The sequence below is a fragment of the Tepidimonas sp. genome (genome assembly GCF_036824975.1).
In the GTDB taxonomy this organism is placed as follows: domain Bacteria; phylum Pseudomonadota; class Gammaproteobacteria; order Burkholderiales; family Burkholderiaceae_C; genus Tepidimonas.
Genome location: NZ_DAISZC010000049.1, coordinates 1 through 15,946, shown reverse-complemented (window position 1 = coordinate 15,946; position 15,946 = coordinate 1). Strand labels below are relative to the sequence as shown.

At 68.5% G+C, this 15,946-nt stretch carries 16 protein-coding genes; 2 read left to right on the top strand and 14 right to left on the bottom strand.

Annotated features, from left to right (window positions below; all coding sequences use genetic code 11):
* Positions 1 to 236 precede the first annotated feature (236 nt).
* Positions 237 to 575 (top strand): chromate transporter, encoded by a 339-nt coding sequence (locus tag V7Z54_RS06945; protein ID WP_443082448.1) that lies wholly within the window; start codon positions 237 to 239, stop codon positions 573 to 575.
* Positions 576 to 613: 38 nt separating this feature from the next.
* Here the strand turns inward: V7Z54_RS06945 and rlmB are convergent, their stop codons facing one another.
* Together rlmB and V7Z54_RS06935 are read right to left on the bottom strand one after the other, a co-directional pair.
* Complete coding sequence (rlmB, locus tag V7Z54_RS06940; protein ID WP_334135388.1) at positions 614 to 1,402, bottom strand: 23S rRNA (guanosine(2251)-2'-O)-methyltransferase RlmB; 789 nt, start codon at positions 1,400 to 1,402, stop codon at positions 614 to 616.
* Positions 1,392 to 2,126 carry an ABC transporter ATP-binding protein gene (locus V7Z54_RS06935; protein WP_334135386.1) on the bottom strand — a complete coding sequence of 245 codons (735 nt, stop codon included), beginning with the start codon at positions 2,124 to 2,126 and terminating at the stop codon, positions 1,392 to 1,394. The genes rlmB and V7Z54_RS06935 overlap by 11 nt, the downstream gene beginning before the upstream one ends.
* Here V7Z54_RS06935 and V7Z54_RS06930 point away from each other — a divergent pair.
* Positions 2,125 to 2,796: an arylesterase gene (locus V7Z54_RS06930; protein ID WP_443082447.1), complete on the top strand. Its 672-nt coding sequence runs from the start codon at positions 2,125 to 2,127 to the stop codon at positions 2,794 to 2,796. The two genes, V7Z54_RS06935 and V7Z54_RS06930, sit on opposite strands and share 2 nt — an antisense overlap.
* A gap of 84 nt (positions 2,797 to 2,880) precedes the next feature.
* Here V7Z54_RS06930 and V7Z54_RS06925 read toward each other — a convergent pair whose 3' ends face one another.
* The 12 genes from V7Z54_RS06925 to hisS all read right to left on the bottom strand — a co-directional run bounded on the left by V7Z54_RS06925 (position 2,881) and on the right by hisS (position 15,915).
* The gene (locus V7Z54_RS06925; protein WP_334135385.1) at positions 2,881 to 4,107 is read right to left on the bottom strand and encodes a PLP-dependent transferase; all 1,227 of its coding nucleotides are present in this window, start codon (positions 4,105 to 4,107) and stop codon (positions 2,881 to 2,883) included.
* Positions 4,108 to 4,279: 172 nt separating this feature from the next.
* Positions 4,280 to 4,804, bottom strand: coding sequence for a phosphoribosyltransferase (locus tag V7Z54_RS06920; protein ID WP_334135383.1), 525 nt, complete (start codon positions 4,802 to 4,804; stop codon positions 4,280 to 4,282).
* A 39-nt stretch (positions 4,805 to 4,843) separates the two neighbouring features.
* Positions 4,844 to 6,232, bottom strand: coding sequence for an adenylosuccinate synthase (locus V7Z54_RS06915; RefSeq protein WP_334135382.1), 1,389 nt, complete (start codon positions 6,230 to 6,232; stop codon positions 4,844 to 4,846).
* Positions 6,233 to 6,293: 61 nt separating this feature from the next.
* Entirely contained in the window at positions 6,294 to 7,472 is a 1,179-nt protein-coding gene (locus V7Z54_RS06910) for an ATP phosphoribosyltransferase regulatory subunit (RefSeq protein WP_334135380.1), read from the bottom strand.
* 60 nt (positions 7,473 to 7,532) lie between these two features.
* A complete protein-coding gene (hflC, locus tag V7Z54_RS06905; RefSeq protein ID WP_334135393.1) occupies positions 7,533 to 8,426 on the bottom strand; it encodes a protease modulator HflC in 894 nt (297 codons plus the stop codon).
* 17 nt (positions 8,427 to 8,443) lie between these two features.
* Positions 8,444 to 9,847 carry an FtsH protease activity modulator HflK gene (gene hflK / locus V7Z54_RS06900; RefSeq protein WP_334135379.1) on the bottom strand — a complete coding sequence of 468 codons (1,404 nt, stop codon included), beginning with the start codon at positions 9,845 to 9,847 and terminating at the stop codon, positions 8,444 to 8,446.
* Positions 9,840 to 11,009 carry a GTPase HflX gene (gene hflX / locus V7Z54_RS06895; protein ID WP_334135392.1) on the bottom strand — a complete coding sequence of 390 codons (1,170 nt, stop codon included), beginning with the start codon at positions 11,007 to 11,009 and terminating at the stop codon, positions 9,840 to 9,842. Before hflX ends, hflK begins: the two co-directional genes overlap by 8 nt.
* Positions 11,010 to 11,065: 56 nt before the next feature.
* On the bottom strand, positions 11,066 to 11,311 hold the full coding sequence (gene hfq, locus V7Z54_RS06890; RefSeq protein ID WP_334135377.1) for an RNA chaperone Hfq: 246 nt from the start codon (positions 11,309 to 11,311) through the stop codon (positions 11,066 to 11,068).
* Between the two features lie 90 nt (positions 11,312 to 11,401).
* Complete coding sequence (der, locus tag V7Z54_RS06885; protein WP_334135376.1) at positions 11,402 to 12,748, bottom strand: ribosome biogenesis GTPase Der; 1,347 nt, start codon at positions 12,746 to 12,748, stop codon at positions 11,402 to 11,404.
* A complete protein-coding gene (gene bamB, locus V7Z54_RS06880; RefSeq protein WP_334135391.1) occupies positions 12,745 to 13,914 on the bottom strand; it encodes an outer membrane protein assembly factor BamB in 1,170 nt (389 codons plus the stop codon). The genes der and bamB overlap by 4 nt, the downstream gene beginning before the upstream one ends.
* Before the next feature lie 2 nt (positions 13,915 to 13,916).
* Positions 13,917 to 14,579 (bottom strand): YfgM family protein, encoded by a 663-nt coding sequence (locus V7Z54_RS06875; protein WP_334135375.1) that lies wholly within the window; start codon positions 14,577 to 14,579, stop codon positions 13,917 to 13,919.
* A 16-nt stretch (positions 14,580 to 14,595) separates the two neighbouring features.
* The gene (gene hisS / locus V7Z54_RS06870; protein WP_334135373.1) at positions 14,596 to 15,915 is read right to left on the bottom strand and encodes a histidine--tRNA ligase; all 1,320 of its coding nucleotides are present in this window, start codon (positions 15,913 to 15,915) and stop codon (positions 14,596 to 14,598) included.
* Between the last annotated feature and the right edge of the window lie 31 nt (positions 15,916 to 15,946).

Here is a 15,946-nt window from a genome sequence, read left to right as displayed (position 1 = left end):
TTCCGTGCGCCTTGCGCTTCGCCCGCTCGCGACGGTCGTGCAGACCTTCCCTAATGGGGTGGTATGAGAGCCCTGAATCATGAAGGATCTGCCGGCTGCGCGGTGGGTGACTCGTGCCCCCAGTGCGGTATGAGAGCCCTGAATCATGGAGGATCTGCCGGCCGTGGCGATCGCGCGCACGCTGCTGAAGGAGGTATGAGAGCCCTAAATCATGGAGGATCTGCCGGCACTCCGGCATGGGCCTGCGGGCTGCTGGAGAGGCAGGTCTTGCCCTCGGGGCCATGCTGCTGCCGTCGTCACTGCTCGCCTACGGCATCGCCCGTTGGCTGCAACGCCACCACAGCTGGTGGCCGGTACAGGCGTTCCGGCTGGGCATGGCACCGGTGGTGCTGGGTCTGCTGGGGGCCACCGGCTGGGTGCTGGCACGCGGCGCCGCGCCCGGCACCGCCGCGACGCCGCCATGGGCGCTGTGGCTGATCACCGCCGTCACCGCCGCGCTGGTGTGGCGCACCCGGATGCACCTATTGTGGTTGCTGGCGGCCGGGGCCGCGCTGGGGGTGCTGGGACTGGTCTGACCACCGCGTCACGCTCTGGCGATGACGCCCTGGCCTTCTTACGCCGACCTGGGCGCCCCCAGGGACAGGCGCTGGCGCACCGCCTCGTACAGGCAAACCGCGCTGGCCACCGAAACGTTGAGACTCTCCACCGCACCACGCATGGGAATGGCCACCAGTTCGTCACAATGGCGGCGCACCAGTGGTCGTATCCCCTTGCCTTCGGCCCCCAGCACGATCGCCACCGGGCCACGCCAGTCCTGCTCGTACAGGCTGCGCGGCGCATCGTCGCTGGTGCCGACCACCCAGATGCCGCGCACTTTCAGCGCATCCAGCGTGCGCGCCAAGTTGGTCACCATCAGGTACGGAACGGTATCGGCCGCGCCGCTGGCCACCTTGGCCACGGTGGCGTTCAAGGCGCAGGCCTGATCCTTGGGTGCGATGACCGCGTGAGCGCCAGCCCCGTCGGCCACGCGCAGACAAGCCCCCAGGTTGTGGGGGTCGGTCACACCATCGAGCACCAGCAGCAGCGGTGGGTCGGCACGGCGCTCGGCCTCACAACGCGCGTCCAATTGGTCCAGGACATCGTCGAGCGTGCGCCCCAGCTGCAGCGGCCGCACACGCGCCACCACCCCTTGGTGATGATGGCCGCCGGCGAGACGCGCCAGGCGTTGGCCGTCGGCTTCGATGACGCGCACCCCCGCTGCCTGCGCCCGCTGCAGAAACTGGCGCATGCGCGCGTCGCGCCGCGCCGGATCGGCATACAGCTCCAGGATCGAGCCCGGGTCGAGCTTGAGCCGCACGCCAATCGCATGAAAACCAAACAGTACCGCGGTGTCACTGACCATGGGCCGGCATTATCGCCGTCGCGGGCGGCGGCGTGACGGCTGGGTCGCGCCCCAGCTCGCGCGCCCGCCCGGCCTCGATGCCGATGCGGCGCTGGCAGCGTGCCGCAATGCCGGCGTCGTGCGTGACCAGCAGCAGGGTCGTGCCGTGCTCGCGGTTGAGGTCGAACATCAGGTTCATGACGCGCTCACCGGTGGCGTGATCCAGGCTGCCCGTGGGTTCGTCGGCCAGGAGTACCGCTGGCTCGACCACAAAGGCGCGTGCCAGCGCCACGCGCTGCTGCTCGCCGCCCGACAACACACGCGGATAGTGGCCCAGCCGCTGCCCCAGTCCCACCCGCTCGAGCATACGCCGCGCGGCCGCGCGTGCGTCGCGCCGCCCGGCCAGCTCCAGGGGCAGCATCACGTTTTCCAGCGCCGTCAGGTTGCCCAGCAGCTGAAAACTCTGAAAGACGAAACCCAGCCGGCGCGCCCGCAGCGCGGCACGCGCGTCCTCATCCATGACAAAAATATCGACGCCATCCCAGTGAACCGTCCCGGCGCTGGGGGTGTCCAACCCGGCGATCAACGACAGCAGCGTGCTCTTGCCGGAGCCTGACGCACCGACGATGGCGACCGTCTGGCCCGGTACGACATCGAAACTGACGTCGTGCAGAATGGTCAGCGGGCCGTCGGCATCCTGCACGGTCTTGGTCAGTTGGCGCACGGCAATGATGGGTTGGCTCATGAAAAACGTTCAAGACATCGGTCGCAGGGATGTGGCCATCGCGATGCTGGCGGCTGCCGGCTTGGCCCTCTGCCCCGGTAGAGCGGCACGTGCGGCCAGCGGTTCCCCAGCCGTGGTTCTGGTGGTGGGAGATTCGCTCAGCGCCGAGTATGGCATTGCGCGTGGCAGCGGCTGGGTAGCCCTGTTGCAGCAGCGTTTGCAAACGCAGGGGCGGCCGGTGCAGGTGGTCAATGCCAGCATCAGCGGCGACACCACAGCGGGGGGGCGCGCGCGGCTGCCTGGACTGCTGCAACGCCACCGTCCAGCCATCGTCATTGTGGAGCTGGGCGGCAACGACGCGCTGCGCGGCCTGCCACTGCAGACCACGCGCGACAACCTGCGCGCGATGATTCGCGCCAGCCACGCTGCCGGCGCCAAGGTGCTGCTGCTGGGCATGGATATGCCACCCAACTACGGCGAGCGCTACCGCGCCGAATTTCGCGCCGTCTACAGCGACTTGGCGCGCGAGGAGCGCGTGGCGCTGGTGCCTTTCTTCCTGGCTGGCGTGGCCGATGGGCCGCAGGCCGCGGCCCTGTTTCAGGAGGACCGCATCCACCCCAACGAAAAAGCACAACCGCAACTGCTGGACAATGTCTGGCCCGCGCTGCGGCCGCTGCTGCCTCGGGGGTAGTGTGGCGCATTGGCCGCGCAACAAGCAGCGCCGCTTGCCAAACGGCACACCCACCCGCCGTCGAATGCGACTACCAGCCAGCCCTTAGTGCGGCTCGATGGTCTGCAGCGCCTGCGCCAGATCGGCGCGCAGGTCCTCGACCTCTTCCAGGCCGACGGCGAAACGGACCAGTCGGGGTGGGTATGGCCAGGGACGCACGCGCATCTGCGGCACGTCGTAAGGCATACACAGACTCATCGGACCAGCCCAGCTGTAGCCCAGGCGGAAACAGCGCAAGGCATCACAAAAAGCATCCACCCGCTCAGGAGAGACTGCTGGATCGAACACGACACTAAATAGGGCAGCAGCACCGTTGGCGTTGCGCCGCCAGGCCTCATGTCCGGGAGAGCCGGGCAGCGCCGGATGGAAGACGCGCGCCACCCATGGCTGCCTCTGCATCCAGCTGGCCAGCTCGCGCGCGGCAGCGTCTTGTGCCCGGTAGCGCAGCGGCAGGCTGGGCAGGCCACGCAGCACCGCCTCGGCGTCGTTGGCCCCCACCCCCAGCCCCAGGCGCATGTGCGTCATCAGCAGCGTGTGGTGCAGCGCCTCGTCGCGCGTGACGACCGCACCCATGAGCACGTCCGCCCCGCCGCTGGGGTATTTGGTGAGCGCCTGCATGGCCACGTCCACCCCCAACTCGAACGGGCGCAACGCCACACCCGCGCCCCAAGTGTCGTCCAGGGCGGTGACAATGGGTCGCTGCCGTCCCCGGTTGGCCTGCTGCACCACCGCCACAAGCGCGGGCAGATCTGGGAACTCCAGCGTCACCGAGCCGGCCGCCTCCAGCCACACCAATCGCGTGCGTGGCGTTATCGCCGCGGCCAGGTCGGCTGGGTCCATCGGATCGTAGATGCGGTGTCCGATCCCCCACTGGGCGAGCTCGTGCGCCGCCAGCGCTTTGTTGGGACCGTAGGCGTTGTCGGGCAGCAGCACCTCGTCGCCTGCGCGCAACAGCGCCAGATCGACCAGCGCAATGGCGGCCAGGCCGCTGGGGGCCAGCACGCAGTAGCGCCCGCCCTCCAGGGCGGCGATGCGCTCCTCCAGCGTGAAGGTGGTGGGCGTTCCGTGCAAGCCGTAGGTGTAGCCCGACTTGTCCTGCCAACGCCGCGCACGCATCGCGGCGACGTTCGGGAACAAAACGGTAGACGCCTTGTACACCCCGACGGGCACCGCTTCGAACGTAGCAGGCGGCTGGTAAGGGTGATGGATCAGCGTGGTGGCCAAGCCAGCGGTTTCCCGTGGCCGGTCGTCGGTGCGTTCGGGGCCAAACATCGCGGCAAGTACGGACAAGAACCCAGGCCCACAGCATAGCAGCGGTCGCCGCCGAGCCGGGACACGGATGACGCAGCCGTGCGATCTGCCCAGCGCGCACCGGCCCCGCCCTCTCCCTTGCGCGACGGGGTGCATGCGACTGCCATGGCCAGCGGCGTGCCGCTGTGGTCGCTCACACTTTCCACTTGGCCAACAGCTGGGCCGGACGCAGGTTGTCGTAGCACTCGAACGGCTGGTGGATCCAGGGATTGGTGGGCAGATATTGCACCGAGTAATCCGGCGTGAAGATCGACACCGCCTTGGTCCAGATGACCGCGCTACGCAGTTCGGTGATGGGTGGGTAGTTGGAGCGCAGCAGCTCGACCACCGCTTTGAGGGTAAGGCCCGAGTCGGCCAGATCGTCGACCAGCAGTACGCGGCCGGCGATCTCGCCCTTCGGCGTGGTGATGTAGCGCGCGATGTCGAGCTGGCCGCGCACGGTGCCGCCTTCGGCCCGGTACGAGCTGGTGGACATGATGGCCAGCGGCTTGTCGAAAATGCGGCTGAGGATGTCGCCCGGCCGCATGCCGCCACGGGCCAGGCACAGGATGGTGTCAAAGTCCCAGCCCGACTGGTAGATCTGGATGGCCAGCTTTTCGATCAGGTTGTGGTACTCGTCGTACGAGACGTAGAGGTGCTTGCCGTCTTCGGTGAGCATGGGCATGGCCTTTGAAATCGCAGAGGCTGGAGGGCCAGTTCAGGCGGCGAAGGGATGGCGCAACAAAATGGTGTGGTCGCGGTCGGGACTGGTCGAGATGACGTGGATGGGCACCCCGGTGACGGCCTCGATGCGCTGCAGATAGCGGCGGGCGTTGGCTGGCAAATCTTCGTAGCGGATCACGCCAGCACTGGATTCGCTCCAGCCAGGCAGCGTCTCGTAGATCGGCTCGCAGCGCGCGATCTCGTCGGCACCCAGCGGCAGCAAGTCGACCTCGTGGCCATCGAGCCGGTAGCCGACGCACAATTTCAACTCCGGCAGGCCGTCGAGTACGTCGAGCTTGGTGATGCACAGACCCGACAGGCCGTTGACCTGGGCCGAGCGCTTGAGCAGCGCGGCGTCGAACCAGCCGCAGCGCCGCGCGCGCCCGGTGGTGGTGCCTTTTTCGGCGCCCACGGTGGCCATGTGCCAGCCGGGTGTGCCTTCGGTTTGCCAGTCGAGCTCGGTGGGGAACGGGCCGCCGCCGACGCGCGTGCAGTACGCCTTGGTGATGCCCAGCACATAGTGCAGCATCCCCGGCCCCACGCCCGAGCCGGCTGCCGCGTTGCCGGCAACACAGTTGCTGGAGGTGACGAATGGGTAGGTGCCGTGGTCGATGTCGAGCAGCGTGCCCTGCGCACCCTCAAACAGCAGATTGGCCCCGGCGCGGTGCGCCTCGTTGAGTTCGCGCGAGACGTCGGCCATCATTGGCGCCAGCGCCTCGGCCTGGCGCATCGCCTCGTCGTACACCGCGTCAAAACGCACCCGACCCGCATCGTCCAGATAGGGACGCAGCGCGGGGCCGAAGTCCAGCGTCGCCGCGCCCAGGTAGGTGCTCAGCACGTGATTGTGCAGATCGAGCAGCTCGCGCAGCTTGTCGGCGAAGCGCTGGGGGTGCTTGAGGTCCTGCACGCGCAGCGCGCGGCGCGCCACCTTGTCCTCGTAAGCCGGTCCGATGCCGCGCCCAGTGGTGCCGATCTTGGCGGCACCAGCCTTTTCCTTCGCGGCCTCGCGCGCGATATCGACCGCCGCGTGAAACGGCAGAATCAACGGGCACGCCTCACTGATGCGCAGGCGCGAGCGCACCTCGACGCCGGCACGCTCCAAGCCCTCGATCTCCTCCAGCAGCTTGGCCGCAGACAGCACGACCCCGTTGCCGATGTAGCACCGCACGCCGGGACGCATGATGCCGCTCGGGATCAGGTGCAGCGCGGTCTTGACCCCGCCGATGACGAGGGTGTGCCCGGCGTTGTGTCCGCCTTGGAACCGCACCACGCCGTCAGCGGTCTCGGTCAGCCAGTCCACCAGCTTGCCCTTGCCCTCGTCACCCCATTGGGTGCCCACCACCACCACATTGCGCCCCGGCTGGGGCTGGAAAGCGTTGTCCATCGTCACACGATTCGTCGTTACTCGTCAGCACTGCCCCGCCATGCGGTCGGGCGCGCCGCCTTCAGACCGCCGTCTCCAGCGGCACCACCACCCACCCGCCGTTGCGCTCGGCCAGCACGCGGTCGCAGGCAAATTCGTCCACCTCGTGCTCATGCCCGGGCAGCACGCACACCACCGTCTCACCGGCAGCGCGCAAGCGCCCAATGGCCGCACGCAGCGCCGCATCGTGCCGCCACGGAGCCCGGATGGCCGGGCGCAGTGGCGGCGTCGGCAGCAGGCGTACCAGCTGCTTCAGGTCGAGGCTAAAACCGACCGCGGGCCGGCGCCGTCCAAACACGGCGCCCACCTCATCGTAGCGGCCACCGCGGGCGATTTCTTCGCCCTGCCCGCCATCGGCAGCCAAAATGGAGAAACGCACGCCGGTGTAGTAGGCGTAACCCCGCAAGTCGGCCAGATCGAACGTGAGGTGCACCGCCGCGTCGCGCTGCCGCAGTTGATCGGCCAGCCAGCGCAGGTCGTCGAGCGCGGCACGCAGTAAGGCAGTATCGCCCAACTGCGCCGCGGCAGCCGACAGTACCTCGGCACCGCCGTACAGGCGCGGCAGCGTCAGCACGCGTTCGCGCACCGGGGTCGGCAGCGACTGGGCGATCGCGGCCAGGGTGGCTTGATCTTTGGCTGCCAGCGCCGCATGCAGTGCCGCCAGCGTGGACGGTGACAGCGTGCACCCGTGCAGCACCGCATCGACCACCCGAACATCACCCAAATCGACGCCCAGGCGCCGCAAGCCAGCCGCACGCAACGCATCCAGCGCCAACTCCAGCACCTCCAGATCGGCCTCCAGACCCGCGTGGCCGTAAATCTCGGCGCCGAACTGCAGCAGCTCGCGGCTGCCGCTGGCGGCCGTGGCACGGGTGTGCAGCACCGGCCCGCAATAACACAACCGCGTAACCCCTTGGCGATTGAGTAGATGCGCATCGATGCGCGCCACTTGCGGGGTGGTGTCGGCGCGCAACCCCAGCGTGCGGCCCGAGAGTTGATCGACCAACTTGAAGGTCTGCAGATCGAGCGCCTCGCCGGTGCCGGTCAGCAGCGACTCCAGATGCTCCACCAGCGGGGGCATCACCAGTTCGTAGCCGTAACGGCGCGCCGCCTCCAGCAGCGTGCGGCGCAGGTCCTCGATGTGCCGCGCCTCGGCGGGCAGCACGTCAGCGATGTGATCCGGCAACAGCCAGGCAGACATGGGGGTCCAGCGGTGACACGGGCAAAGGCCGGATTCTACCCCGCCCGGTTCCCGTGTCAGCTAGCGCCCGGCCGGTGTCGCCGTGCCCCTGAAGGCGCGGAAAAACTCAGACGAGGGATCGACGATCAGCACATCGCCCTTGCTGCCGAAGCTGGCGCGGTAGGCTTCCAGGCTGCGGTAGAACTGCGCGAACGCCGGATCGCGCCCGAACGCCTGCGCGTAGATGCGCGCCGCCTCGGCGTCACCCTCACCCTTGATTCTCTGTGCCTGGCGGAAAGCCTGCGCCAGGATCACTTCCCGCTCGCGGTCGGCCTCGGCGCGGATCTTCTCGCCCTCGGCGAAACCGGTGGAGCGTAGCTCGTTGGCGACGCGCTTGCGCTCGGCCTCCATGCGGTCGTAGACCGAGCGGGTGATGGACTCGGCGTAGTCGATGCGCGAGATGCGCACATCCACGACATCGATGCCCCAGGGCTTTTCGGCGCCGCGCACCGCGGCCAGCACCTCGCGCTGCACTGCGGCCATCAGCTCCTCACGCTTGGACGACAACAGCTCGCGCAGCGTGCGTTTGTTGACCTCCTGCTGGAAGGCGTTGCGCACCACGCGGTTGAGCTGGGCGGCGCCAGCGCGCTCATCCAGCCCGACATTGCGGATGTAGGCCGACGGGTCGGAAATGCGCCAGCGCACGTACCAGTCGATGACGACGCGCTGCTTCTCGGCGGTCAGCGTCGGTTCGGTGTCGGTGCTCTCCAGCGTCAGCAGCCGCTTGTCGATATACGAAACGTTCTGAAACGGCGGCGGCAGTTTGAAATTTAGCCCCGGCTCGGTGACCACATTGCGGATCTGGCCAAACTGGAACACCACGCCAAACTGGCGCTGGTCGACGACGAACACGGTGGAGCTGGCCACAGCCAGCAGCACCAGCAGCGAGGAAACGAAGAATCCGATGCGGTTGATCATGGGGTTGGCTCCGTTCAGCGTCCTTCGCGGTCACGGCTGCGCAGGTCCATGCGGCTGCGCGCATCGGCGGCGCTGGTCGCACCGCCGCCCGCCGCACCCCCCGCCGACGCGCTGCCGGCACTGGCTGCAGCGCTGTTGTCGGCCGCAGAACCCACCCCGCCCGCGCCAGCGCTGACCTGCTGCATGATCTTGTCCAGCGGCAGGTACAGCAGATTGGACTGCTGGCGCGAGTCGATGAGCACCTTGGTCACGTTGCTGTAAATCTCCTGCATCGCCTCCAGATACATGCGCTCGCGCGTGACCTGCGGCGCCTTGGCGTATTCGGCCTGCACCAGCGCGAAGCGCTGCGCATCACCCTGGGCCTGCGCTACGACGCGCGCCTTGTAGGCTTCAGCCTCTTCGATGAGGCGCGCCGCCGCACCGCGCGCGCGCGGCACCACGTCGTTGGCGTAGGCTTCGGCCTCGTTTTTGGCGCGCTCGCGCTCCTGTCCGGCCTTGAGCACATCGTCGAAGGCCGCCTGCACCTGCTCCGGCGGGCGCACCCCGCCCGCCTGCAAGTTGATGCCGACGATTTCGATGCCGACTTGGTAGCGGTCAAGGATGGTTTGCATCAGCGTGCGCACGCGCGGCGCGATCTGCTCGCGCTCCTCGGCCAGCGCCGCATCCATCTTCATCTTGCCCACCACCTCGCGCACCGCTGTCTCCGCCGCCTTGACGACCGCAGCGTCAGGGTCACGGCTGTTGAACAGGTAGGCCCGCGCATCGCTCAGACGGTACTGCACGGCAAATTTGATCTCGACGATGTTCTCGTCCTCGGTCAGCATAGCCGATTCGCGCAAGCCGGTGGCGCGCACGATGGCGTCGCGCCCGATATCGACCGAGCGGATCTGAGTGACGAAGACGGTCTCGTGCCGCTGAATCGGGTACGGCAGACGCCAGTTAAAGCCCGCCCCCACGGTGCTGTGGTAGCGGCCAAACTGGGTGATGACGGCTTGCTGGCCTTCCTGCACGATAAAAAAACCGGTACCCAGCCAGATGAGCACCGCAACGCCCGCGATCAGGCCAACGCCCACCCCGGTGCCTTTGGGGTCGCGCGGCGTGGCGGGTTCGCGCTCGTCGCGGCCCCAGCCGGGCCCACCGGGCGGCCGACTGCCACCCCGACCACCGAACAGACCGCCGAGCTTGCGGTTGAAGTCGCGCCACAATTCGTCGAGATCGGGGGGTGTTTGCCCACCTTGTGGCCGGCGGCCCTGGCCGTCACGCCCATCGCGCGGCTCGTCGTCCTCGCCGCGGCCCCAGCGGGGATCGTTTAGGTTGAACACCGCGCGCAGGCGGCGCCATCCGCGGCTGGCAGGCGTCAGCCCAGGCGGCAAAGCGGGCTCGTTGGGATTACGGACTCCCAAGGGGATATCACTCATGGGTGCGTTGTGGCGGTTCGTGGTCGGATGACTCGATTGTGCCCAATTGTCGGTCTTCTGGCTGCGTGCGGGGACTGAAACGCGCCGCACACACCGCCTCGGCGATGACGGCACGCAGGGTACCCAGCCCGGCGCCGGTGCGCGCGCTGACGAATATCCGAGGCACGGTGCGGCCGTCGAGTTCCACGACATCACGCCCGCGCCGGGGCTGTCGCTCGGGCGGCAGGGCGTCGATCTTGTTAAACACCAACACCTGCGGCACCTCGGTGGCGCCAATCTCGCGCAGCACCCGCTGCACGTCGCCGATCTGTTCCGGGTGTTGCGGACCGGCGACATCGACCACGTGCAGCAGCAAGTCGGCGTCACGCGCCTCCTGCAGCGTGGCCGCAAATGCCTCGACCAGCGTGTGCGGCAGGTCGCGGATGAAGCCGACGGTGTCGGACAGCGACACACTGACCCCCACCTCGCCCAGGTAGAGCTGGCGCGTGGTGGTATCGAGCGTGGCAAACAGCTGGTCGGCAGCATAGGCGTTGGCCTTGACCAGCGCGTTGAACAGGGTGGACTTGCCCGCATTGGTGTAGCCCACGAGCGAGACGTTGAACGTGCCACGCCGCTGGCGCTGGCGGCGCTGCGTCTGACGCTGGCGCTTGACACGCTCCAGCCGTTCGCGCGTGCGCTGGATGGCTTGCGCGATCATGCGCCGGTCCAGTTCGATTTGCGTCTCGCCCGGGCCGCCACGCAGGCCGATGCCACCGCTTTGCCGCTCCAGGTGTGTCCAGCGCCGCACCAAACGGGTCGAGAGGTACTGCAGCCGCGCCAGCTCCACCTGCAGCTTGCCTTCATGGCTGCGCGCGCGGCGCGCAAAGATCTCCAGAATCAGCAAGATGCGGTCATTGACCGCCAGGCCCAGGTGAGACTCCAGGTTGCGCTGCTGCGCCGGACTGAGCGCCTGGTCGAACAGCACCTCGCTGGCGCCGTGCGCCGCTGCCAGGGCCTTGATTTCGTCTGCCTTGCCGCGGCCAATGTACAGCGCCGCGTCCGGCGCACGCCGCCGGCACACGACACGGTCACACACCCGATAGCCGGCGGACTCGGCCAACAGCGCCAGCTCGTCCAGCGTCGCATCGAAACGCGGCTGGCCGATGTCGACACCAACCAGAATCACACCAGGAACGTTCGGCAACCCCGCGGGCGCCGCCGCCCCTGCCTGTGGCGCGCTCAGGCGCTTTCGGTGGGTTGCCCCACCGTGAAGTGCACCGGTCGGCCCGGCACGATGGTCGAGATGGCGTGCTTGTACACCATCTGCGTGACCGTGTTGCGCAGCAAAACGACGTACTGATCGAACGACTCGATTTGGCCTTGCAGCTTAATGCCGTTGACCAGGTAGATCGACACCGGGATGTGCTCACGGCGCAGCTGGTTCAGAAACGGGTCCTGCAGGAGTTGGCCTTTGTTGTTACTCACGATATCTTCCGTGTTCCAAAAAACGAGGGGAGCAGAACATACCACAAATGCGGCGGCCGTGCCGAACACGGCGCCACCAGATCCGGGTACTCAGCGATAGGGATTGTCCTGCGTGCGCAGCTCGATGCGCAGCGGCGTGCCCACCAGGTCGAAGGCCTTGCGGAAACGGCCCTCCAGGTAGCGCCGGTACGCATCACCGACGTGCTCCAGCGAATTGCCGTGGATGACGATCACTGGCGGATTCTGCCCCCCCTGGTGCGCGTAGCGCAGCTTGGGGCGGAAGGCGCCACTCTTGGGCGGGGCCTGAAACGCCACGGCCTCCTGCAGCAGCCGGGTCAGCACGGGCGTGGGCATCTTGACCATGGCCGACGCGTGCGCGCGGATGATAGAGGGCCACAACGCCTGAATGCCCTGGCGGCGCCGCGCCGAGATGGTGTGCAGCGGCGCAAAGCGCAAAAAGCCCAGCCGCGCCTCAACCGAACGCCGTACCCGCTCACGCTGGTAGTCATCAACGGCATCCCACTTGTTGATGGCCAGCACCACCGAGCGCCCACTGTCCAGAATGTAACCCGCGATGTGCGCGTCCTGCTCGGTCACCCCCTGGGTGGCGTCGAGCAGCAGCAGCACGACGTGCGCACTTTCGATGGCCTGCAGGGTTTTGACGACCGAAAATTTCTCCACCGCCTGAAATACCCGGCCTTTGCGGCGCAAGCCGGCGGTGTCGATCAGCTCGAAGCGGCGCCCCTCGCGCTCAAACGGCACGCGGATGGCGTCGCGCGTGGTGCCGGGCAGATCGAAGGCCACCAGGCGTTCCTCGCCCAGCCAAGCGTTGATGAGGGTGGACTTGCCCACGTTGGGGCGCCCGGCCACGGCCAGCCGAATGACGTCACCGTCGTCGGCTTGGGCCGGCGCGTCCTCATCGTCCGCAGACGGCCAAGCCAGGTGCGCCAGCGCTTTGTCGAGCAGCGAACGCACGCCCTGCCCGTGCGCAGCCGACACCGGCACCACTTCACCCAATCCGAGTTCATAGAACTCGGCCAGCTGCGCGCCTGCGCGCATACCCTCGGCCTTGTTGGCCACCAGCACGCACGGTTTGCCTAGGCGGCGCAGATAGTTGGCGATGTCGTGGTCCTGGGCGCTCAGCCCGGCACGGGCGTCGACGACGAACAGCACCACGTCGGCCTCCGCCACCGCCTGCTGGGTCTGGCGCGCCATTTCGCGGTAGATGCCGCTGGTGGCCTCGGGCTCGAAACCTCCGGTGTCGATAACGATAAATTCACGTCGGCCCAGCCGCGCCTGACCGTAGTGCCGGTCGCGCGTCAGCCCGGGCAGGTCGGCCACGATCGCATCGCGGCTTTGGGTGATGCGGTTAAACAGCGTAGATTTGCCGACGTTGGGACGGCCGACCAGCGCGATGACGGGTTTGAAGCCGCTCATTCCGGACGCCAGGCGTACACCCCACCGTTGCGCGTCACCGCCACCAGTGTGTTGCCCACACGCAGCGGCCCGTCGACGATGGGCGAGCCATCGGTGGTGAGCCGGTTGACCAAGGTGCCATCGGCGCGCGCCAGCAGATGCACGTGGCCCTGCGCGTCACCGATGGCCAGCGTCCGCCCAATGGCCAGCGGCGCGCTGAGGGTGCGATGCAGCAAACGCTCCTGCGCCCAGACGCGCCGCCCGTCGGCGCGCGCCAAGGCCAGCACCCGACCATTGGACTCCACCGCGTACACGTGCTCGGCGCTGGCCTGCACACCGGTGGCGCCATCGGCGGCCTGCGTCCACAGCAACCGCCCAGCCGCCGCATCGACACACCCCAGCGCCGCCTGAAACGCGCGCGCGCACACCACGTCACCGTCGCGTCCCACCCGGCCGACGATGTCGACCAAGCGTTCGATCTCGGTGGCACCACGCGTGCGGCCGATCACCGCCTCCCAGCGCAACCGACCGCTGTCAGGATCGACGCCGACCAGCCGACCGCCAATGCCCGCCACCAGCGTATGGCCCACCGCCGTCAGCGTTCCGGGCTGCTGCAACACCAGCGGCTCGGTACCCCGGCTGGCCTGGTTCCACAACCGCGCCCCGTTGTCGGCATCGAAGGCGCTGAGGCTGCGGTCGGCGGCCAGCACGAACACGCGCCGGCCAGCCACCAGCGGGGCGGTGTACACCCGCGCAGGCAGCCGTTGACGCCAGGCCACGCCACGCGCGGTCAGCGCCACCAGCTCGTTGTCGCGTGTCACCAGCGCCACGCGTTCACCGTCGAAGCCGACACCGGCGGCAAACGCCGCGCCGGCGTCGGCGCGCCAGCGCACCTGTCCGCTGTCGCCATCGATCACCATCACCGAACCCGCTGCATTGGCCACCGCCAACGTAGTGCCCTGCACGGCGGGCACCAGCAGCGCATCGACCGCGCCCACCGGCAGCTGCCACACGGCACGCACCGGCACCAGCGGCACCACCGGCTCCAGCGGCGCGGGCTGCGGTTTTTTCGACCCCGAGGTGCAACCGGCCAGTACCAGGACCGCGGCCGACAGCCACAGCGTGCAGCGACGGCGGGACAGCGCGGCAGCGCCCAGGCGCGCGGGCAGAGGAGACTTGTCGGGCATCTTCACGGTTTGGACTCCGATAGCGCGGGATCGATGCCGAGGGCGTTCAGTTTGGCCTCGACGATGGCGCGATAGCCGCTGTCGACGGGCAGCCCCGCCCAGGCCTGACGATAGGCCTCGCGCGCCGCGTCACGCTCGCCGCGTTCCTGCAGCGCGTCCCCCCGGCGGTCGGCCGCCCACGGCTGCAGCGGCTGGGGCAGTTCGGCCTGCAGCCAGCGCAACGCGGCGTCGGGCTGGCCGGCGTCGAGTTCGAGCGCCGCCAGACGCAGCCGCGCCAGCGCCGCCAGCGTCGGGTCGCGCCCGCGCTCGACGGCAAACTGCAGCGCCGCCCGCGCGTCGGCCACGTCACCACCCTCGGCCAGCACGCGCGCCGTCCACAGCGCCCCCTGCTGGGCCTGCACGGTGCGCGGGGCCTGCGCCTGCAGATCGCTCCAGACGCGGCGCACACGGTCGGCATCAGCCCCTCGGGCCGCCTGCTCCAGCTCGTCCAGCAGCGCGGTGGCTTGCAGGGCCTGGCGCCGCTCCCAGTACTGCCAGCCGTTGTACGCGGCAACGCCCGCCAGCACGGCCACCAGCGCCCACGTAATGAGATTGCCCCACGCGGCCCAAAAGGCCTTGAGGCGGTCGATGTGTTCCTGCTCTTCGAGGTCGTAATGCGAGGCCATGCGCTGCCCGGTCGGATCAATGGGTGGGGATTGTAGAGGGCGCGCCACGCAGCTGGCCGGCCCACTGCGCCGCCTGCGCCAGCGGCAGCGTGGTCTGCGCCGCGATCGGCCCGGGCAGCCCCTCGCGCAGGGGCTTGACCGCCACCACCCCCGCCGCCAGCTCGTCGATCCCGAAAATCAGCGCGTAGCGGGCGCCACTGGCGTCGGCCTTCTTGAACTGCGCCTTCATGCTGCCCAGTCCGTCGGGCGTGCTGGCATGCATCCACACCTGCACACCCGCCGCACGCAGCGTGCGCAGAACCGGCAGCACCTGCGCCCAGGCACTGGCATCGGGCACCACGGCGTAGGCGTCGGGCACCGGCGGCTGTGGCAGCCGCTGCTGTGCTTTGAGCAGCTCCAGCACCCGCTCCACGCCCATGGCCCAGCCCACGCCCGGGGCCGCACGACCGCCGAGCTCGGCGATGAGGCCATCGTAGCGCCCCCCGGCACACACCGTGCCCTGCGCGCCCAGCGACGTGGTGACGAACTCGAATACCGTGTGGTGGTAGTAATCGAGCCCGCGCACCAACCGCGGGTTGATGCGGTAGCCAATGCCCTGCGCGTCAAGCAGCCGGCACACCGTCTCGAAGTGAGCCCGCGAAGCCGGTCCCAGATGGTCGAGCAGCTTTGGCGCTGCCTCCACCAGCGCCTGCAGCTGCGGGTTCTTGGTGTCCAAAATGCGCAGCGGATTGGTGTAGAGGCGGCGCTGGGCGTCGGCGTCGAGCTGGTCGCGATGCTGCTCGAAGTACGCGATGAGGGCCTGCCGGTGGGCCTGACGCTCGGCCGGCTGCCCCAGCGTGTTGATCTCCAGTGTCACGTCCTGCACGCCCAGCAGCTGCCACAGGTCGGCCGCCATCGTGATGAGCTCGGCGTCGGCCTCGGGACCGGCCAGCCCCAGCGCTTCCACCCCCATCTGGTGAAACTGCCGGTAGCGCCCGCGCTGCGGACGCTCGTGCCGGAACATCGGCCCCATGTAGTACACGCGCTTGGGCCCATCGTACAGCAGCGCGTGCTCCACCGCCGCCCGCACCACGCCCGCCGTGCCCTCGGGCCGCAGCGCCAGCTGCTCGCCGTTGAGCCGGTCTTCGAAGGCATACATCTCCTTTTCAACGATGTCGGTGACCTCCCCCAGCCCGCGCACGAACAGCGCCAGGGGCTCGACGATGGGAGTGCGGATGTTGCGGTAGCCGTAGCGCGCAAACAGCGCGCGTGCCTGCCCCTCCAGCCATTCCCAATGCGCCGACTCCGGCGCGACGATGTCATTCATGCCTTTGACGGCGACGATTTTTTCTGCCATGGACGTTATTGTGACGGAGCGCGCCGCTTAG